The organism is Micromonospora sp. GCM10011542, assembly GCF_042650685.1.
Lineage (GTDB): Bacteria > Actinomycetota > Actinomycetes > Mycobacteriales > Micromonosporaceae > Micromonospora.
The window spans coordinates 1-20387 of the sequence record NZ_JBHSBO010000054.1; the positions used below are offsets into that span (position 1 = coordinate 1).

General features: G+C 73.1%; 14 protein-coding genes and 1 pseudogene. 11 read left to right on the forward strand and 4 right to left on the reverse strand.

The genetic code is table 11. The annotated features are described in order from the left end of the window. Nucleotides 1–133: 133 nt before the first annotated feature. The 4 genes from ACFOW4_RS20475 to ACFOW4_RS20490 form a co-directional block, all read right to left on the reverse strand. Nucleotides 134–1201, reverse strand: a complete 1068-nt coding sequence (locus tag ACFOW4_RS20475; RefSeq protein WP_377530079.1) for an NADH:flavin oxidoreductase/NADH oxidase — start codon at nucleotides 1199–1201, stop codon at nucleotides 134–136. 67 nt (nucleotides 1202–1268) lie between these two features. Continuing rightward, entirely contained in the window at nucleotides 1269–2573 is a 1305-nt protein-coding gene (locus ACFOW4_RS20480) for a dicarboxylate/amino acid:cation symporter (protein WP_377530104.1), read from the reverse strand. Between the two features lie 251 nt (nucleotides 2574–2824). Next, nucleotides 2825–3529: a DUF998 domain-containing protein gene (locus tag ACFOW4_RS20485; RefSeq protein WP_377530081.1), complete on the reverse strand. Its 705-nt coding sequence runs from the start codon at nucleotides 3527–3529 to the stop codon at nucleotides 2825–2827. Then, the gene (locus ACFOW4_RS20490; RefSeq protein WP_377530082.1) at nucleotides 3522–4487 is read right to left on the reverse strand and encodes a glutathione S-transferase family protein; all 966 of its coding nucleotides are present in this window, start codon (nucleotides 4485–4487) and stop codon (nucleotides 3522–3524) included. Before ACFOW4_RS20490 ends, ACFOW4_RS20485 begins: the two co-directional genes overlap by 8 nt. A 106-nt stretch (nucleotides 4488–4593) precedes the next feature. Between ACFOW4_RS20490 and pcaF the strand changes: the two genes are divergently transcribed. The 11 genes and pseudogenes from pcaF to ACFOW4_RS20545 all read left to right on the forward strand — a co-directional run bounded on the left by pcaF (nucleotide 4594) and on the right by ACFOW4_RS20545 (nucleotide 20298). After that, a complete protein-coding gene (gene pcaF, locus ACFOW4_RS20495) occupies nucleotides 4594–5799 on the forward strand; it encodes a 3-oxoadipyl-CoA thiolase (RefSeq protein WP_377530084.1) in 1206 nt (401 codons plus the stop codon). Between the two features lie 161 nt (nucleotides 5800–5960). Further along, nucleotides 5961–6773, forward strand: coding sequence for an SAM-dependent methyltransferase (locus tag ACFOW4_RS20500; protein WP_377530085.1), 813 nt, complete (start codon nucleotides 5961–5963; stop codon nucleotides 6771–6773). 4 nt (nucleotides 6774–6777) lie between these two features. Continuing rightward, nucleotides 6778–8944, forward strand: a pseudogene (locus ACFOW4_RS20505) (putative bifunctional diguanylate cyclase/phosphodiesterase). An 87-nt stretch (nucleotides 8945–9031) separates the two neighbouring features. Beyond that, nucleotides 9032–9532 (forward strand): DUF456 domain-containing protein, encoded by a 501-nt coding sequence (locus ACFOW4_RS20510; RefSeq protein ID WP_377530088.1) that lies wholly within the window; start codon nucleotides 9032–9034, stop codon nucleotides 9530–9532. Nucleotides 9533–9825: 293 nt separating this feature from the next. Next, entirely contained in the window at nucleotides 9826–11400 is a 1575-nt protein-coding gene (locus tag ACFOW4_RS20515) for an amino acid permease (RefSeq protein WP_377530090.1), read from the forward strand. Between the two features lie 139 nt (nucleotides 11401–11539). Continuing rightward, nucleotides 11540–12904 carry a glutamine synthetase family protein gene (locus ACFOW4_RS20520; RefSeq protein WP_377530092.1) on the forward strand — a complete coding sequence of 455 codons (1365 nt, stop codon included), beginning with the start codon at nucleotides 11540–11542 and terminating at the stop codon, nucleotides 12902–12904. 60 nt (nucleotides 12905–12964) lie between these two features. Further along, a complete protein-coding gene (locus tag ACFOW4_RS20525; protein WP_377530094.1) occupies nucleotides 12965–14320 on the forward strand; it encodes an aldehyde dehydrogenase family protein in 1356 nt (451 codons plus the stop codon). Between the two features lie 5 nt (nucleotides 14321–14325). Beyond that, the gene (locus ACFOW4_RS20530; RefSeq protein WP_377530097.1) at nucleotides 14326–15093 is read left to right on the forward strand and encodes a 3-oxoacyl-ACP reductase; all 768 of its coding nucleotides are present in this window, start codon (nucleotides 14326–14328) and stop codon (nucleotides 15091–15093) included. Then, nucleotides 15090–15848, forward strand: a complete 759-nt coding sequence (locus tag ACFOW4_RS20535) for a gamma-glutamyl-gamma-aminobutyrate hydrolase family protein (protein WP_377530099.1) — start codon at nucleotides 15090–15092, stop codon at nucleotides 15846–15848. Before ACFOW4_RS20530 ends, ACFOW4_RS20535 begins: the two co-directional genes overlap by 4 nt. 46 nt (nucleotides 15849–15894) lie before the next feature. Continuing rightward, nucleotides 15895–16446, forward strand: a complete 552-nt coding sequence (locus ACFOW4_RS20540) for a pyridoxamine 5'-phosphate oxidase family protein (protein ID WP_377530101.1) — start codon at nucleotides 15895–15897, stop codon at nucleotides 16444–16446. Between the two features lie 195 nt (nucleotides 16447–16641). Continuing rightward, entirely contained in the window at nucleotides 16642–20298 is a 3657-nt protein-coding gene (locus ACFOW4_RS20545) for a SpoIIE family protein phosphatase (RefSeq protein WP_377530102.1), read from the forward strand. Nucleotides 20299–20387: the final 89 nt, after the last annotated feature.

Sequence of the window (20387 nt, forward strand, 5' to 3'; positions counted from 1 at the left end):
ACGCTCGGCTGGGATACCCCAGCCGAGCGCCTCGCTAAGCTCCTAACCGTCACCAGCTAAGCGCCCGCGTTGCAACGACCCCTCGAATCCGCCGCCTGGCGTTGTACAGGGGGCCCTTCCTAACACCCGATCGTCACCACGCCCGCGCGTACTGGGCGGTGCCGGTGGGCTCGGCGCCGAGCTTCGCGGCGGCCCGGCGTGGCCAGTACGGGTCGCGCAGCAGTTCCCGGCCGAGCAGCACCAGGTCGGCCTCGCCGGCGGAGATGATCTCCTCGGCCTGCTCCGGCTCGACGATGAGGCCGACCGCCCCGGTCGGTACGCCGGCCTCGCGCCGGATCCGGGCGGCCAGCGGCACCTGGTAGCCGGGCCCGACCGGGATGCTCGCGGTGGCGCTGGCGCCGCCGGAGGAGGCGTCGACGAGGTCCACGCCGGCCCCGGCCAGCTCGCCGGCGAGCACCACGCTGTCCTCCACGGTCCAGCCGCCCTCGACCCAGTCGGTGGCGGAGATCCGGGTCAGCACCGGCACGTCCTCGCCGACGGTGGCGCGCACCGCGCGGGCCACCTCCAGGGTGAGCCGCATCCGGGCGGCCCGGTCGCCGCCGTAGCCGTCGGTGCGATGGTTGGTGAGCGGGGAGAGGAACTCGTGCAGCAGGTAGCCGTGCGCGGCGTGGATCTCCACGGCGGCGAAGCCGGCGGCCACCGCCCGTCCGGCCGCGGTGGCGAACGCGTCGACGACACCGGCGATGCCGGCCGCGTCGAGGGCGGTCGGCACCCGGTAGGTGGGGACGAACGGCTCGGCACCCGGGCCGACCGGGGTCCAGCCGCCGTCGGCGTCCGGCACGCCGCCGCTGGACGTGGCCCACGGCCGGTACGTGGAGGCCTTGAAGCCGGCGTGGGCGAGCTGCACCGCGGGTACGGCGCCCTGGCCGGCGACGAACGCGGTGACCGGCCGCCACGCGTCGACGTGCGCGTCGGACCAGAGCCCGGTGTCCTGGGGGCTGATCCGGCCCTCGGGCAGCACGGCGGTGGCCTCGCTCAGCACCAGCCCGACGCCGCCGACCGCCCGGGTGCCGAGGTGGACCAGGTGCCAGTCGGTGGGCAGCCCGTCCGGGCCGGCGGAGTACTGGCACATCGGCGCCATGGCGATCCGGTTCGGCAGGGTCACCGCGCGCAGGGCCAGGGGCGTGAACAGCTTGCTCATCTCGTGATCCTCTCGGACACCACGACGGGCCCCTCGTCGAGGGGCCCGTCGTGGGTCGCACTTCTGGTCAGGCGGGAACGGGGCTCAGCTCGTCCCGCCGCTCGGGGCGGCTGTCCGCGACAGGCTCCGGGTCGGTCAGGTCCCGCCGGCCGGCGGACTCGTACGCGGCCCGGTCCAGGGTGCCCTCGCGGGCGGCGACCACGGTCGGCACCAGTGCCTGCCCGGCCACGTTGGTGGCGGTCCGGATCATGTCCAGGATCGGGTCGATGGCCAGCAGCAGGCCGGCGCCGGCCAGCGGCAGACCCAGCGTGCTCAGGGTCAGGGTGAGCATCACGATCGCGCCGGTCAGGCCGGCGGTGGCCGCCGAGCCGACCACCGAGACGAACGCGATCAGCAGGTAGTCGGTGACGCCGAGCTGCACGCCGAACACCTGGGCCACGAAGATCGCGGCCAGCGCCGGGTAGATCGCGGCGCAGCCGTCCATCTTCGTGGTGGCGCCGAACGGCACCGCGAACGAGGCGTACTCGCGGGGCACACCGAGCCGCTCGACGGAGCGCTGGGTCACCGGCATGGTGCCCACCGAGGAGCGGGAGACGAAGGCCAGCTCGATCGCCGGCCAGGCGCCGGCGAAGAAGCGCACCGGGTTGAGTCGCCCGGCGAGGACCAACACCAGCGGGTAGACCACGAACAGCACGATGGCGCAGCCGACGTAGACGGCGGTGGTGAACTTCGCGAGGGGGGCCAGCAGATCCCAGCCGTACGAGGCGACGGCGTTGCCGATCAGGCCGAGCGTGCCGATCGGGGCGAGCCGGATCACCCACCAGAGCGCCTTCTGGACGATCTCCAGCAGCGAGCGGTTGAGCGCCACGAACGGCTCGGCGGCGTCGCCGACCAGCAGCGCCGCGGCGCCGACCACGAGGGCGAGGAAGACGATCTGGAGCACGTTGCCCTCGACGAACGCGCCGACCGGGTTGGTCGGCACGATGCCGGTGAGGAAGTCGGTCCAGGAGCCGGTGGTCTTCGGCGGGGCCGCCCCACCGACGTCGAGGGTGACGCCCTTGCCCGGGTTGGTCAGCAGGCCGAGGCCGATGCCGATGCTCACCGCGATCAGCGCGGTGATGCCGAACCAGAGCAGGGTCTTCACGGCCAGCCGGGCGGCGTTCGCCACGCCGCGCAGGCTGACCACGCTGACCACGATGGCGGTGAAGACCAGCGGCGGCACGGCCAGCTTGAGCAGCTGGACGAAGAGGCCGCCGACGGTGTGCAGGGTGCTGGTCAGCCAGCTCAGGTCGTTGGCGCGGGCCAGGAAGCCGAGCGCCACGCCGAGCACGAGGCCGAGCAGGATCTGGACGGAGAAGGGAATTTTGCGCAGGCCGAAAGGCATGAGAACGCGTCCATGAGGTCTGGTCGGGTCGGGGCAGGCGTCAGGAGAGCGGCTGCGCCGGACAGACGCCGCTGGCCTGCAGTCGGAGATCGACATACAGGCGAACGGTCAGGTACCAGACGTTGGTCATCGCCAGCCGACAATACGCCGGCCCTTTCCGAGACGGAAGGACCAATGCCGGTGAGGCTCCTTACACACCGCCGGCCGGTGAGCGCACGGTCCGCCGGGCGGCCGAGGCGTTAGGAGGGGGCCCCTCCTATACCGGAGGCGTTAACAGGGGGCCCTTCCTTACGCGCGACGGCGAGTGCCGTGGCGGTGGTCAGGCCCCACAGCACCGTCAGCGCGAGGACCAGCCGCTCCAGCACGCCCACCAGGGTGCCCCGGCCGACGATGAGCATGGCCAGCCCCACCGCCGCGCAGAGCGGCAGGGCCAGCGCGGCGGCGCCGGCGGCCAGCCGGCGCAGCGTCCGATCCGCCGGACCGGACACGGCGAGCGCGACCATGGCGAGGACCACCGCGGCGGTCGCGGCAACGCTCGCCCCGCCGTGCACCAGGTCCGCCACCGTGGCCCGCTCGAACGGCGGCAGCGGGCAGCCGGCGGTGCAGGTCACCGCCCCGGACAGGCCGGTGAGCAGGCCGCCGGCGGCGAGCAGCGCCGCTGCCAGCCGCACCCCGGCCGGCAGCGCCGCGGCGAGCAGCAGCAGCGCGCCGGCCAGCGCGAAGACCCCGATCCGGTACGTCGCGGCGTGGCCGCTGCCGGCGATGCCGGCCTCGCTGACGTACCCGGTGAGTCCCGGACCGGGACCGGCGATCAGGGCGACGGTCACCGCGACCGCGCCGGCCAGCGTGCAGCCGGCTGCGGCCGACCCGGCCACCCGGCGTGCGACGTCGTCCGCACCGTCGGTGGGCGCCGCCGTCGTGCCGGCCCGGCCGGGCTCAGGCACGCCCGTGCGGCGTGGTCCAGCCGGACTCGTCGGGCCCGAGCGGCACGATGCCGGTCGGGTTGATCTCCCGGTGGGTGCCGTAGTAGTGCCGCTTGATGTGGTCGAAGTCCACCGTCTCGCCGAAGCCCGGGGTCTGGAACAGGTCGCGGGCGTACGCCCAGAGCACCGGCATCTCGGTCAGCTTGTTCCGGTTGCACTTGAAGTGCCCGTGGTACGCGGCGTCGAAGCGGACCAGCGTGGTGAAGAGCCGCACGTCGGCCTCGGTGATCGCGTCGCCCATCAGGTACCGCTGGCCGGCCAGCCGCTCGGAGAGCGCGTCCAGCCGGGCGAAGAGCGCCCGGAACGCCTCGTCGTACGCCTCCTGGGAGGTGGCGAACCCGCACCGGTAGACGCCGTTGTTCACGTCGGCGTGGATCTCGGCCATCAGCGCGTCCATCTCCGGGCGCAGCGCCTCCGGGTAGAGGTCCGGCGCGCCGGGACGGTGCAGCGCCCGCCACTCGGTGGAGAAGTCCAGGGTGAGCTGCGGGTAGTCGTTGGTCACCACTCGCCCGGTGACCGTGTCGACCAGCGCCGGCACCGTGACCCGGCCGGTGTAGTCCGGGTCGGTGGCCAGGTACGCCTCGGAGAGGTAGCCGACGCCGAGCACCGGGTCGAACCCGTCCGGGTCGAGCGCGAACCGCCAGCCCCGCTCGTCGCGGATCGGGTCGACGGTGCCCAGCGAGATGGCGTCGTCCAGGCCGAGCAGGCCCCGTACGATCCGGGCCCGGTGCGCCCACGGGCAGGCCCGGCACCAGATCAGCCGGTAGCGCCCCGGCTCCAGCGGCCAGCGGTCCTGCGCGTCCGGTCCGCCGCCGGGCGGGGAGTCGGAGTCGGTGGTCACCCGGCCGGTGAACCGGTTGGGTTGGCGGACGAACGCGCCGCCGCCACTGGTCTCTGCGCTGAACTGGGCCCGGGCCATGCCGTCAACCTATCCGCTGCGACCGTGGATATCCTGGCGGCTGGGGAGTCGCCGCGACCCGGCGGACACCCCCGCCCCCGCCCTTCCCACCCCCGAAGGACTCGCGATGACCGTGGCATACCTGGTGGCTGGTGTCCGCACCCCGATCGGCCGGTACGGCGGCGCGCTGGCCGGCGTCCGCCCCGACGACCTGGCCGCGCACGTGATCCGCGAGCTGGTCGCCCGTCACCCGTCGGTGGACTGGGCCCGGGTGGACGACGTCGTGCTGGGCTGCGCCAACCAGGCCGGCGAGGACAACCGCAACGTGGCCCGGATGGCGGCGTTGCTGGCCGGCCTGCCCGAGGAGGTGCCGGGGAGCACCGTCAACCGGCTCTGCGGCTCCGGGCTGGACGCTCTCGCCACCGCCGCTCGGTCCATCGTGGCCGGCGAGGCGGAGCTTGTGGTCGCCGGCGGGGTGGAGAGCATGAGCCGGGCGCCGTTCGTCATGCCGAAGGCGACCTCGGCCTGGTCCCGCTCGGCCGAGGTGTACGACACCACCCTGGGCTGGCGGCTGGTCAACCCGCTGATGAAGCAGGGCTGGGGCATCGACTCGATGCCGGAGACCGCCGAGAACGTGGCCGCCGAGTACGGCGTGGGCCGGGCCGAGCAGGACGCCTTCGCGTACCGGTCGCAGCAGCGCGCGGCCAAGGCGCAGGCCGACGGCCGCTTCGCCGAGGAGATCGTGCCGGTCAGCGTGCCGGCGGGCCGGCGGGAGACCCGACTGGTCGAGGTGGACGAGCACCCTCGCGAGACCTCGCTGGAGAAGCTCGCCGCGCTGCCCACCCCGTTCCGCGAGGGTGGCACGGTCACCGCCGGCAACTCGTCGGGCGTCAACGACGGCGCGGTCGCGCTGCTGGTGGCCAGCGAGGCCGCAGTGGCCCGGTACGGCCTGACCCCGCTGGCCCGCATCGGCGGGGCGGCCGCCGCCGGCGTGCCGCCACGGGTGATGGGCATCGGTCCGGTGCCGGCCACCCGCAAGCTGCTCGACCGGGCCGGCATGGCGCTGGGCGCGGTGGACGTGATCGAACTGAACGAGGCGTTCGCCGCCCAGTCCGTGGCGGTGCTGCGCGAGCTGGGACTGTCGGAGGACGCCGAGCACGTCAACCCCAACGGCGGCGCCATCGCGCTGGGGCACCCGCTGGGTGCCAGCGGCGCCCGGCTCGCGCTGACCGCCGCCCTCGAACTGCGCCGTCGGGGCGGCCGCCGGGCGCTGGCCACCATGTGCATCGGGGTCGGGCAGGGCATCGCGCTGCTGTTGGAGTCCGCCGGCTGACGCGGAAAGAGCGTGAAGGGATCTCCCGGACGCGGGACCTGCCGGCCTAGAGTGGTCAACACCACACGATCCGCGGGTCGGCCGGTGGGGCGCGGGTGCGAAAGGTGCGCGCCGAAACCGGTGCCGTCCCGCGCCGCGGCGATGAACTGGGGAGCACGCTCATGCCGGACGGACTGCCGACCGAGATCGATCTGACCAGGCCGAGCGCGGCCCGGGTGTACGACTATTTCCTGGGCGGGGCGCACAACTTCGAGATCGACCGGCAGTTGGCCGAGCAGATCGCGCGCATGACCCCGAACCTCGCCGCCACCATGCGCTCCGGCCGGGACTTCCTGCGCCGGGCGGTCCGGGCGCTGCTCGACGCCGGCATCGACCAGTTTCTCGACATCGGCTCCGGGATACCCACCGTGGGCAACGTGCACGAGGTCGCCCAGGGGGCGAACCCGAAGGCCCGGGTGGTCTACGTCGACATCGACCCGGTGGCCGTCGCGCACAGCCGGGAACTGCTGGCCGGCAACGACCTGACCGGCGTGATCCACGCCGACCTGCGCGAGCCGGAGCGGATTCTCGCCGAGACCCGGGAACTGGGGCTGATCGACTTCAGCCGGCCGATGGGCATCCTGCTCGCCGGGGTGGTGCACTTCATCCCGGACGCCGACCGGCCCGAGGACATCATGGCCACCCTGCGGGCCGCCGCGGCTCCGGGCAGCTTCCTGGTGATCTCGCACTCCACCTTCGAGGACCAGCCGCAGGAGATGCTCGACGCCCAGCGGCTCTCCGCCCGTACCGACACCGAGATCACCCTGCGCTCCCGCGCGCAGATCACCGGGTTCTTCGGCGACTGGACGCTGCTGGAGCCCGGCGTGGTGCACATGCCGCTGTGGCGCCCCGACTCACCGTCCGACGTGGACGAGCACCCGGAGCGGTTCGGCGCCTTCGGCGGCGTCGCCCGGTACGACCAGCCCGCCGGCTGATCCGGTGGCCGCCGTCGGAGATCCCGCCGGGGCCGACGTCGGCCGGGCCGACGCCCACGGGTACGCCGTCGACTGGGCCCGTGCGGTACGCCGTCTCGGCTTCGTGCCGCTCAGCGCGGCCGAGGCCGAACGGCTGCTGCTGGCGCACACCGTGCGGCTCGCGCAGGCGGTACGGGCCGAGCCGTTCTCGGCCCGGCCCGCCGAGGAGGTCGGCCGGGCGCTGGTCGAGGCGCACCTGACCGAGCCGCGGGTGCTGGAGTGGTCGGTGCGCGCGCTCGGCGAGGCGTTCCCGCGCCGGGTGCTGACCGCCGACGATCGGCCGGGCGACATGGCCGAGCGGATCGCCGCGCTGCAGGCCGGGCTGGCCGCCGGCTTCGCCCGTGCCCTGCGGGACCGCACCTTCAGCCAGCAGGAGCGGATCGCCCGCTCCGCCTGGCAGGCGCGCGACGAGGTGGAACAGGCCCTGCGCGACAGCGAGGCCCGCTTCCGGGCGGTCTTCACCGGTGCCGCGATCGGGATCGGCATCGCCGGTGTGGACGGCACGATCATCGACGTCAACCAGGCGTTCGCCGACATGCTCGGCTACACGACCGAGGAGCTGTGTCACAGCAACGTGGCGGCGCTGTTCCACACCGACGACGCCGCCGGCATGTGGGAGCTCTACCAGGAGCTGATCGAGGGCAAGCAGGACACCGCCCGGGTGGAGAAGCGCTACCACCGCAAGGACGGCAGCGTGGTCTGGACGGACCTGGCCGTCTCGCTGGTCCGGCACGACGACGGCCGGCCCCGCTTCACCGTCGCGATGATCGAGGACATCACCGAGCGGTACGAACTCCAGCAGCGGCTGCGCTTCCAGGCGTTGCACGATCCGCTGACCGGCCTGCCCAACCGGACGCTGTTCTTCGAGACCCTGGGCCGGGTCCTCGACACCGCCGGGCCGGGGCAGCGGGTCGGCATCTGCTTCCTCGACCTGGACGGCTTCAAGGCGATCAACGACAGCCTCGGCCACGACCTCGGTGACCGGCTGCTGATCGTGATCGCCCGACGGCTGGCCGAGTGCGTGGCCGGCCACGGGCACCTGGTGGCCCGGATGGGCGGCGACGAGTTCGTCATCCTGGTCGACGGCGGCGACGGCGTCGACGACGCGGTGGCCGTGGCCGAGGCGGCGCTGGCCGCGGTGTGCCCCGGTGCACGTCGGCGACCAGCAACTGGCCATCTCGGCCAGCGTGGGCATCGTCGATTGCCCGGCCGCGTCGACCAGCGCGTCGGAGCTGATGAAGGCCGCGGACACCACGCTCTACTGGGCGAAGGCGGAGGGCCGGGGCCGGTGGGCGGTCTACGACCCGGAACGCAGCGCCCGCGACATCGCCCGCTCGGCGCTGGTGGCCGGACTGCCGGCGGCACTGGACCGGGGCGAGTTCGTGCTGCACTACCAGCCGATCGTGTCGCTGATCGACGGCACCATGCTGGCCGTGGAGGCGCTGGTCCGCTGGCAGCACCCGGAGCTGGGCCTGATCGGGCCGGACCGGTTCATCGGCCTGGCCGAGGAGACCGGCCTGATCGTCCGGCTCGGCGAATGGGTGCTGCGGCGGGCCTGCCGGGACGCCGAGCGGTGGTGGCGGGAGTTCCCCGAGGCGCGGCTCGTGGTCAGCGTGAACCTGGCCGGCCGGCAGGCCGACGAGCCGACGATCGTGGCGACCGTGGCCGACGTGCTGCGTACCAGCGGGCTGCCGGCGGAGCTGCTCCAGTTGGAGCTGACCGAGAGCGCCGTGATGGGCAGTGCCGGTGAGCCGCTGCGCAGCCTCTACCGGCTCGCCGCGCTGGGCGTGCGGCTGGCCGTGGACGACTTCGGCACCGGATACTCCAACCTGGCGTACCTGCGCCGGCTGCCGATCCACTGCCTGAAGCTCGCCGGCCCGTTCGTGGAGGGGATCCGCGGCGACGCCATCGACGCCGCGGCCGACCACCGGGACGAGCGGATCGTCGACGCGCTGGTCCGGCTGGCCCACGCGCTGGAGCTCTGGGTGACCGCCGAGGCGGTGGAGACCGAGGTGCAGGCGGAGCGGCTGCGGGCGCTGCGCTGCGACACCGGCCAGGGCCGGTACTTCGGTGCCCCGATGCCGGCGGACGACATCACCGACCGGCTACGCGGCGGGGAACCGCCGGGATGAGCGCCGGGGCGTTGGACGGGGAGGCGGCGGTATGAGCGGCGACGGGCGTCGGGGAGGCGGCGGCATGAGGGGTGGGGGAGCAGCCGGATGGGTCTGAGCGACACCCAGGCGGCGGTCACCGTGCTCGCCGGGCTGGCCATCCTCGCCGGGCTGGCCGGGGTGGTGGTGCCCGGCCTGCCGGCGTTGCCGCTGTGCTGGGGCGGGGTGCTGGTCTGGGCACTCTTCGGCGGCTCCGGCGCCGGCCGGTGGGCGGTGCTGGCCGCCGCGACGGTGGTCGCCGCCGGCGGCACCGTCATCAAGTACGCCTGGCCCGGGCGGAACCTGAAACGCACCGGGGTGCCGACCTCGTCGCTGCTCGCCGGCGGGGTGCTGGGCCTCATCGGCTTCTTCGTGATCCCGGTGGTCGGGGTGGTGCTCGGTTTCGTCGGCGGGGTGTGGGTCGCCGAACGGCTGCGGCTGGGCGACTCCCGGCTGGCCTGGCCGGCCACGAAGCAGGCGGTGGCGGCCGCCGGGTTGTCCATGCTTGTCGAGTTCCTCGCCGGCCTGCTGGTCGCCGCCCTCTGGGTGCTGGGCCTGCTGCTGACCTGAAAGCTCGGGTAGGGGCGGCGGCGCGGGGCACCCGTCGGGTACGGCGGAGCACGCCGTACGTGAGAGAGAGGTGGGCGCCCCGCGCCGCCGCGGACCGGGCGTTGCCGAGCGCCCGGCGGTGGCCCGTCGTGATCGGGCCTGGTCACAGGCTCAAGCATGCGGCCGGGCCGGTCGGGCGGCAACGCAATTAGCCCGCCGGCGGTGAGATTCCCACCCGCGCCGTATTGACCGCCTTGATCGGCGGGACGACACTTTGCCCACTCGCACGCGGAACCACCTCAGGGAGGTGTGCAGTGGCCACAACACCCGTGCCGACCGCCGAGCAACCGATGGACGACGACGCCCGACGGCTCGCCGAACTCGGCTACAAGCAGGAGCTGCGCCGCAAGTGGAGCGGCTTCTCCAACTTCGCCATCTCGTTCTCGATCATCTCGATCCTGGCCGGCTGCTTCACCACCTTCGGCCAGGCGTGGAACAACGGCGGCCCGGTCGCGATCTCCTGGGGCTGGCCGCTGATCTCGCTGTTCATCCTGATCATCGGCTTCTGCATGGCGGAGCTGGTGTCGGCGTACCCGACCGCGGGCGGGATCTACTGGTGGGCGGCGACCATGGGTCGGCCGGTGCACGGCTGGTTCACCGGCTGGCTCAACCTGATCGGGCTGGTCGCGGTCACCGCGTCGGTCGACTACGGCTGCGCCACCTTCCTCAACCTCACCCTGTCGGCGCTCTTCGACGGCTGGGCCGGAACGCTGCGCCAGGCGTTCATCCTCTTCGTGATCATCCTGGCGTTGCACGGCCTGATCAACATCTTCGGCCACCGGATCATCGACGTACTCCAGAACGTCTCGGTCTGGTGGCACGTGGCCGGCGCCGCCGCCGTGGTGGCCATCCTGGTCTTCGTCCCCGACAACCACCAGAGCTTCCAGTTCGTGTTCACCGAGCGGTTCAACAACTCCGGGTTCGGCGACGGGGACACCGGTGGGCTGAGCTTCTGGTTCTACGTGCTGCCGCTGGGCTTCCTGCTCACCCAGTACACGATCACCGGCTTCGACGCCTGCGCGCACGTCTCGGAGGAGACCCGGGGCGCCTCCCAGGCTGCCGCCCGGGGCCTCTGGCAGTCAATCTTCTACTCGGCGATCGGTGGCTGGATCCTGCTGCTGGCGTTCCTCTTCGCGGCCACCGACGTCGAGGCGGTCAACGCCGCCGGCGGCTTCTCCGGCGCCATCTTCGAGTCCGCGCTGACTCCAGTCTTCTTCAAGACCGTCATCATCATCTCCACCATCGGGCAGTTCTTCTGCGGGATGAGCTGCGTGACCTCGATGAGCCGGATGGCGTACGCGTTCAGCCGCGACCGGGCGGTGCCCGGCTGGCGGCTGTGGTCCAAGGTCGACCGTAACGGCACCCCGGCCAACGCGATCATCGGCGCGACCCTGGCCGGTCTGGTGCTCACCCTGCCGGCGCTCTACGAGAGCCCGTCCGGCATCCCGATCGCCTTCTACGCGGTGGTCTCGGTCGCGGTGATCGGGCTGTACCTGTCCTTCTTCATCCCGATCGCGCTGCGGCTGAGGATGGGCGACCGGTTCGTACCCGGGCCGTGGACGTTGGGGCCGAAGTACAAGATCCTCGGCTGGATAGCGGTGGTCGAGATCGTCGTCATCTCGATCTACTTCGTGCTGCCGATCGTGCCCGCGGGAGTCCCCGGCAACGACGACTTCACCTGGTCGGCGGTGAACTACGCGCCGCTGGCCGTCGGCGGGGTGCTGCTGCTGGTCGGCGTCTGGTGGTACGCCTCAGCCCGCAAGTGGTTCACCGGCCCCGTGCGCACCGTCGAGGAGCCGTCCCCGCGTACGCCCGCCGAGCCCTTCTGAACCACGCCCTGCGGTTAGGAGGGGCCCCTTGTACAACAAAATCCGATAACAAGGGGCCCCTCCTTGCATCCGGGGCGGTGGGTGGGGGCATTGACGGTGATCCGGTTTGCCAGTAGACCTTGGTGATGGAGGCCCGCGAATGAGGAAAGCTCCGCTCACGCTGGAACAACTGCGGGTCGCCGTCGCCGAGGGCGAGATCGACACGGTGGTGCTCGCCCTGGTCGACATGCAGGGCCGCCTGCAGGGCAAGAGGTTCCACGCCCCCTACTTCCTCGACCAGGTGGTCGCGCACGGCAGCGAGGGCTGCAACTACCTGCTCGCCGTGGACGTCGACATGAACACCGTCGACGGGTACGCGATGTCGAGCTGGGAGCGCGGCTACGGCGACCTCGCGATGGTGCCGGACTTCGGCACGCTGCGCCGGACGCCCTGGCAACCGGGCACCGCCCTGCTGCTGGCCGACCTGGCCTGGCTGGACGGCTCCGGCGACGTGGTCGCCTCGCCCCGGCAGATCCTGCGCCGGCAGTTGGCCCGGCTGGCGGAGCACGGGCTGACCGCGTACGCCGGCACCGAGTTGGAGTTCGTGCTCTTCCGCGACTCGTACGAGGACGCCTGGCGGCGCGGCTACCGCGAACTGACCCCGGCCAACCAGTACAACGTGGACTATTCGCTGCTCGGCACGGCCCGGGTGGAGCCGCTGCTGCGGCGCATCCGCACCGAGATGGCCGGCGCCGGGCTGACCCCGGAGAGCGCCAAGGGCGAGTGCAACCTCGGCCAGCACGAGATCGCCTTCCGGTACGACGAGGCGGTGGCCTGCGCGGACCACCACGTGATCTACAAGAACGGAGCCAAGGAGATCGCCGCCCAGGAGGGCATGGCGATCACCTTCATGGCCAAGCCGAACGCCCGCGAGGGCAACTCCTGCCACATCCACTTCTCGCTGCGGGACTCCGCCGGCGCCTCGGCCCTGCTCGGTGACGGGCCGGCGCACCTGTCGCCCACCGGGCAGCGGGTGCTCGCCGGGCTGCTGGCCACCATGCGGGAGTTCAGCCTGCTCTTCGCGCCGAACATCAACTCGTACAAGCGTTACCAGCCAGGGTCGTTCGCGCCGACCGCGCTGCGCTGGGGGGTGGACAACCGCACCTGCGCGCTGCGGGTGGTGGGGCACGGGCAGGGCATGCGGGTGGAGAACCGGGTGCCCGGCGCCGACGTCAACCCGTACCTGGCGATCGCCGGGCTGGTCGCCGGCGCGCTGCACGGCATCGAGCGGGAGCTGGAACTGGGCGCGGAGTGCACCGGCAACGCGTACGACGATCCGGAGGCCGAGCGGGTGCCCGGCACCCTGCGCGACGCGCTCGCCCTGTGGGAGGGCTCGACCGTGGCGCGGGACGCCTTCGGCGACGAGGTGGTCGCCCACTACGCCAACCAGGCCCGCGTCGAGCTGGCCGCCTTCGACGCCGCCGTGACGGACTGGGAGCTGACCCGTGGCTTCGAACGCCTGTAGACCGACCGCGGCTTCCGTGCGGCGCCACAGCTCCATGATCGGCGAAGCGGGGTGGGACGCGTGACCGTGGTGGTGGATCCGAGCACCGGGGAGGGATTCCGCGAGGTTCCGGGGGCCTCCGTGCAGGAGGTGGACACGGTCATTTCGCGAGCCGCGACGGCGTACGAGTCGTGGCGGACCGTCGCGCCGGGGGAGCGGGCACGGCTGCTGCGGCGGTTCGCCGCCGTCGTGGACGCGCACCTCGACGAGTTGGCCGCGCTCGAGGTGCGCAACTCGGGGCACACCATCGGCAACGCCCGCTGGGAGACCGGCAACGTCCGCGACGTGCTCGACTACTACGCGGGCGCGCCGGAGCGGCTGACCGGCCGGCAGATCCCGGTGCCCGGCGGGCTGGACGTCACCTTCCACGAGCCGCTGGGCGTGGTCGGCGTCATCGTGCCGTGGAACTTCCCGATGCCCATCGCCGCCTGGGGTTTCGCCCCGGCCCTGGCCGCCGGCAACACGGTGGTGCTCAAGCCCGCCGAGCTGACGCCGCTCACCGCGCTGCGCCTGGCCGAGCTGGGCCGCGAGGCCGGCCTGCCCGACGACGTGTTCACCGTCGTACCCGGCGAGGGCGCGGTGGTGGGGGAGCGGTTCGTCAGCCACCCGGCGGTCCGCAAGATCTGCTTCACCGGCTCCACCGAGGTCGGCACCCGGATCATGGCCGGCTGCGCGGCCCAGGTGAAGCGGCTCACCCTGGAGCTGGGCGGCAAGAGCGCCAACGTCGTCTTCGCCGACGCCGACCTGGAACGCGCCGCCGCCACCGCCCCCGCCGCGGTCTTCGACAACGCCGGCCAGGACTGCTGCGCCCGCTCCCGCATCCTGGTCCAACGCCCGGTGTACGACCGCTTCCTGGAGCTGCTGGAACCGGCGGTACGCGCGGTGCGGGTCGAGGACCCGGCCCGGGACACGGCCGACATGGGCCCGCTGATCTCCGCCGCCCAGCGTGACCGGGTGGCCGGGTACCTCGACGGCGCCCGGGTCGCCTTCACCGGCTCCCGCCCGGACGGCGGCGGCTTCTGGCACGCGCCGACCGTGCTGCTGGCCGACTCGCCGGCCGACCGGCACTGGCGGGAGGAGATCTTCGGACCCGTGGTCTCGGTGCTGCCGTTCGACGACGAGGCCGACGCGGTACGGCTCGCCAACGACACCGAGTACGGGCTGTCCGGCTCGATCTGGACCCGGGACGTCGGCCGCGCGCTGCGGATGGCCCGCGCGGTCGAATCGGGCAACCTCAGCGTCAACTCGCACTCCTCGGTGCGGTACTGGACCCCGTTCGGCGGGATGAAGCGCTCCGGGCTGGGCCGCGAACTGGGCCCGGACGCGCTGCACGCCTTCACCGACGTCAAGAACGTGTTCATCGCGACAGAGGAGTGAGCGCCGTGCAGGGTCGTCTTCAGGATCGGGTGGCCGTGGTCACCGGAGCGGGCAGCGGCATCGGATTGGCCACCGTACGACGGTTCGCCACCGAGGGTGCCCGGGTCGTCTGCGTGGACATCGACGCCGAGGCCGGCAAGCGGGCCGCCGGCGAGTGCGGCGGCGAGTTCGTGGCGACCGACGTCGCCGACGAGGCGGCGGTACGGGACCTCTTCGACGGGGTGGCCGAGCGGCACGGCCGGGTCGACATCGCGTTCAACAACGCCGGCATCTCGCCGCCGGAGGACGACTCCATCCTGGACACCGGGCTCGACGCCTGGGAGCGGGTGCTGAAGGTCAACACCACGAGCGTCTTCCTCTGCTGCAAGTACGCCATCCCGCACATGCGCCGGCAGGGCAAGGGGGCGATCATCAACACCGCCTCGTTCGTGGCTCTGATGGGGGCGGCCACCTCACAGATCGCGTACACCGCGAGCAAGGGCGGGGTGCTGGCGATGACCCGCGAGTTGGGCGTGCAGTTCGCCCGGGAGGGCATCCGGGTCAACGCGCTCTGCCCCGGCCCGGTGGCCACCCCGCTGCTGCTGGAACTCTTCGCCGCCGACCCTGAGCGGGCCGCCCGCCGGCTGGTGCACGTGCCGATGGGCCGGTTCGGGCAACCCGAGGAGATCGCCGCCGCGGTGGCGTTCCTGGCCAGCGACGACGCCTCCTTCATGACCGCCGCGCAGTTCGTGGTCGACGGCGGCATCACCGGCGCGTACGTCACGCCGCTATGAGGAGGCCGCTGATCGGGATCAGCGCGTACGTCGAGCCGGCCGACTGGGCGGTCTGGCGGGGCGTGCCGGCGGTGCTGGTGCCCGAAGCGTACGTGCGGGCGGTCACCGCGGCCGGCGGCCGGGCGGTGGTGCTACCCCCGGACGACGAGGACGGCGACGTGCTGGCGGTGCTCGACGGGTTGCTGCTGGCCGGCGGCGCGGACGTCGCAGCGCAGCGGTACGGCCAGAGCCCCGACCCGCGCACCGAGCCCCGGCCGGACCGGGACGCCGGCGAGCTGACGCTGCTGGCCGCCGCGCTCGCCGCCGACCTGCCGGTGCTGGGCGTCTGCCGGGGCATGCAACTGCTCGCCGTGGCCTACGGCGGCACCCTGCACCAGCACCTGCCGGACGTGCTCGGCCACGAGGGGCACCGCCCCGCGCCCGGCGTCTACGGCAGCCATCCGGTGCGGTTCGCGCCGGGCAGTCTGGCGGCCACCGTGCTGGCCGGGGTGGACCGGGTCAACTCGTACCACCACCAGGCCGTGGCGGACCCGGGCCGGCTCGCGGTCACCGGGTGGGCCGGGGACGGCGTCGTCGAGGCGGTGGAGGACCCGGACCGGCCGTTCGTCCTCGGGGTGCAGTGGCATCCGGAGAACGAGCCCGACCCTCGCCCGGTCACCGCGCTGGTCCGGGCCGCTGCCGGCGCCCGTCCTGGGCCGCGTCGCGTCGACGCCCGGGCGGACGGCATCGCGGTGACGCGTTCCACGTCGACGTGACGTACGCCGCACCCACGGCTTGGCCGGCCGGTGCGAGGATCAGCGCATGGGCAAGGTGTATCCGGAGATCGACGGTCGGCTGCGTGCCTTCATCGCGGAGCAGCCGGTCTTCTTCGTCGCCACGGCGCCGTCCGGTGCCGACGGGCACGTCAACGTCTCGCCGAAGGGCATGCGGGGCACCTTCGTGATCCTCGGCCCGCATCGGGTCGCCTACCTGGACTATCACGGCAGCGGCGCCGAGACCATCGCCCACCTGCGGGACAACGGGCGGATCACGTTGATGTTCTGCTCCTTCGCCGGGCCGCCGAAGGTTCTCCGGCTGCACGGGCGGGGTTCGAGCGTCGCGGTCACCGAGGACGCCTTCGCCGATCGGCTCGCCGAGTTCCCCGAGCCGCCGGACCCGCACGCCGTCCGGGCCGTGATCACGGTGGAGGTGGAGCGGGTCAGCGACTCCTGCGGCTACGCCGTTCCGCTGATGGACTACCAGGGCGAGCGGGACCTGTTGCTCACGTCACACTCACGCCGTAGCGCCGAGGATCTGGTGGCCTACCGGGCAACGAAGAACGCCGCGAGCATCGACGGCCTGCCGGTCTTCTGACCCCCCGCGACCGCCTCCCGGTGGGGCGGGGCAGCCGTCGCGCCGGCCCGCCTGTCGGGTGACCGACGGCTGAGGTGTAGGTAACCAGCGCCCGCCGAGCCGCGTGCGTTACGTTGCGGGTCCGCCGGGGTACATGTCGAGGCACGGCGCGTGAAGATCGAACGGCTGCGGGGCACGGCCGGAGCGGGAGGCTGTATGAGCTCGGTCCAGGGGGGCGCGGACGCGGGGTTGTCCCCCACGGACGACGCGGAGATCCCCCCGCTGCTCGCGGCCGCGTTCGCCAGCGGTGGCGAGATGGGCGAGCGGTTGCGCCGCCTGGACTGGGCCGCCACCCCCCTCGGCGTGCCGGCCGGCTGGCCGGCGGCGCTCTCCAGCGCGATCAGCATGATGCTCGCCTCCAGCGCGCAGATCGTGATGTTCTGGGGCGAGGACGAGCTGGCCTTCTACAACGACGCCTACCGTCCGACGATCGGCGCCAAGCATCCGGACGTGCTGGGTCGACCGGCCCGGGAGTACTGGTCGGAGACCTGGGACGTGCTCGGCCCCCTGCTCGACACGGTCCGTCGCACCGGTCGCTCCTATCGCGGCGAGGACCACCCCTTCCTGTTGGACCGGCACGGTTTCCTTGAGGAGACCTACTTCGACGTCTCCTACGACCCGATCCGCGACGCGGACGGCTCGGTCACCGGTGTTTACTGCATAGTCAACGAGACCACCGGTCGGGTGCTCGGCGAGCGCCGGCTGCGGACGTTGGCCGAGTTGGGTTCCGAGTTGGCCGACGTGGGCAGCGCGGAGCGGCTCGGCCGGGCCGCCGCCGAGGTGCTCGGCCGGCACCGGGCGGATGTGCCGTTCGCGCTGATCTACCTGGGCGACGACGACGGCCGATTCGCCCCGGCCGGCACCGGCGGCACCGGGCCGGCTGTGGTCGACGCCGTGCCGGAGGTGGTCACGCGGGTCGCCGCCGGCGGGGCGCCCGCCACGGTCGCGGTGGCCGAGCTGCTCGACCCGCCGCCGGCCGAGGCCGCCGACCGGGCCCTCGTCCTGCCGATCACGGCCACCAACGAGGCCGTCGGCGCGCTGGTGGTGGGCGCGGCCCGCCGGTTGCCGCTGACCGACGAGTACCGGGACTTCTTCGACCTGGTCGCCGCCCAGATCTCCCGCGCGGTGGGCAAGCAGCGGGCGTACGAGCAGGAGCGGGCCCGCGTCACCGAGCTGGCCGCACTGGACCGGGCCAAGACCAACTTCTTCGCCAACGTCAGCCACGAGTTCCGCACCCCGCTGACGCTGGTGCTCGGCCCGCTGGAGGACCTGCTGGCCGACCCGGAGCTGCCGCCCGCGTACACCGACCGGCTCACCGTGATGCACCGCAACGCGCTGCGCCTGCTCAAGCTCGTGAACACCGTTCTGGACTTCTCCCGGCTGGAGTCCGGCCGGCTGGCCGCCAGCTACCAACCCACCGACCTGGCCGGCTACACCGCGCGACTGGCCAGCACCTTCCGCTCGGCCACCGACCGGGCCGGGCTGCGGCTGGTGGTGGACTGCCCGCCGCTGCCCGCGCCGGTCTTCGTCGACCGGGACATGTGGGAGAAGATCGTCCTCAACCTCGTGTCGAACGCGGTCAAGTTCACCTTCGAGGGGGAGATCCAGGTCCGGATCCGCCCCGTCGACGGCGCCGCCCGGCTCGAGGTGACCGACACCGGCGTGGGCATCGTGCCGGCGGAGCTGCCGCACGTCTTCGAACGGTTCCACCGGGTGCCCGGGGTGCGCGCCCGCACCCACGAGGGCACCGGCATCGGTCTGGCGCTGGTCCGCGAGCTGGTCGAGATGCACGGCGGCGAGGCGGGGCTGACCAGCCGGGTCGACGAGGGCAGCACCTTCACGGTGACCATCCCGTTCGGGTCGGCGCACCTGCCGGCCGACCGGGTGGCCCACCTCGGCACGCCGCCGCCGGCCGAGCCGGAGCAGGCCCGGCTCTACGTCGCGGAGACCGCCCTCTGGACCGGCGCCGAGACGCCGGCGCCTCCCGCGCGGCTGGCGGAGGACGCGGCGGCCGGTCGGATCCTCGTCGTCGACGACAACGCGGACCTGCGCGAACACGTCACCCGGCTGCTCTCCCCGACCTGGGAGGTGGTCACCGCGATCGACGGCCTGGCGGCCCTGCCGCTGGCCCGCGCCGGCGGGTTCGACCTGGTGCTCACCGACGTGATGATGCCTCGACTGGACGGCTTCGGGCTGGTCACCGCGCTGCGCGGGGACCCGCGTACCCGGCACCTGCCGATCGTGCTGCTCTCCGCGCGCGCCGGCTCCGCCGAGGCGGTGGCCGGCCTCTCCGTCGGCGCCGACGACTACCTGACCAAGCCGTTCTCCGGCCAGGAGCTGATCGCCCGGGTCCGTGCGAACGTCGAGCTGGGCCAGCTGCGCGGCCAGATCATCCGCCGGCTGCGGGCGCTGGCCGACGCGGCGGTGGCCGTGAACACCGCCCGGTCCACCGGCGAGGTGCTCCACGTCGCCGCCGGGCACGCGCTCAACCTGGCCGAGGCCGCCCGGGTGATGGTCACCGCGGGCAGAGTCCGCTACGAGGCCGACGCCGGCCGCGCCACCACCGACGACCCGTCCTTCGTGGCCGCCCTGACCGGCACCGCCGGCGAGCACCTGGGTGAGTTGCAGGTCTGGCGGCCGGCCGGCGACGGCGCCCAGGCCGACGAGGCCGCGCTGACCCAGCTGGCCCGGCTGGTCGGAGTGCGGCTGGAGAACGCCCAGCTCTACGAGGCCGAACACCGCATCGCCACCACGTTGCAGCACAGCCTGCTGCCCCGCTCGTTGCCGCAGCTGCCCGGCGCGGTGGTGGCCAGTCGCTACCTGCCGGGCAGCGCCGACGTCGAGGTCGGCGGCGACTGGTACGACGTGATCGCGCTGGACGACGACGAGCTGGTGCTGGTCATCGGCGACGTGGTGGGCAAGGGGGTGCAGGCCGCCGCGGCGATGGGTCAGCTACGCAACGCGCTGCGGGCGTACCTGCTGGAGGGCTTCGATCCGGGAGGGTCGCTGACCCGGCTCAACCGGCTGGTCGGGTCGACGGAGCGTCGCTCCTTCGCCACGGTGGTCTGCCTGCTGTTCAGCCCGCGTACCGCCCGGCTGCGCTACGCCAGCGCCGGTCACCCGTCCCCACTGCTGATCCGAGGAGGCGACGTGACGTTCCTGCACGGCCGTGCGCTCGGCCCGCCGGTCGGCGCCATCCCCGACGCGTCGTACCGGACGGTCGAGGGGGAGCTGCACACCGGTAGCCGGCTGCTGCTCTACACCGACGGGCTGATCGAGGACCGTCAGCTCGGCATCGACGCGGCCCTGGCCCAGCTCCGCCTCGACGCGGCCGCCCCGGGTCAGCACGTGACGGACCTCATCGACGCGGTGGTGGAGCGGGTCGCCGGGCGACCGCTCCGCGACGACGTGGCGGTGCTCGCGCTGGAGGCCGCCGAGGTCAACCGCTTCGCGCTGCGGCTGCCGGCCGACCCCACCCGGCTCAGTGTGCTGCGCAAGAGGCTGGAGGACTTCCTGGTCGCACACGCGGTCGGCGAGACCGACCTGTTCGACCTGACCGTGGCGGTCTCCGAGGCCGCCGCGAACGCCATCGAGCACCCGGTCGCCCCGGCCGAGCCGATGATCGCGGTGGAGGTCACCATCGAGGACCGGACGGTGACGGCCACGGTGCGCGACAGCGGGCAGTGGCGGGAGTCGACCGGCTCCGGCTTCCGGGGCCGCGGCCTGGCCCTGATCAAGGCGCTGGGTGACCTGTCGGTGCGGCGTACCGCCGAGGGCACCGAGGTGACCCTGCGTCGCCAGCTGCACAGCTGACCGGGCGCCGGCGAGCTGGGAGGCGAGCGGCCTCAGAGAGTGTTGGGTAACTGGAGGGCTACTTCTGGTTGAGTTCGTCGTCGAGGCGT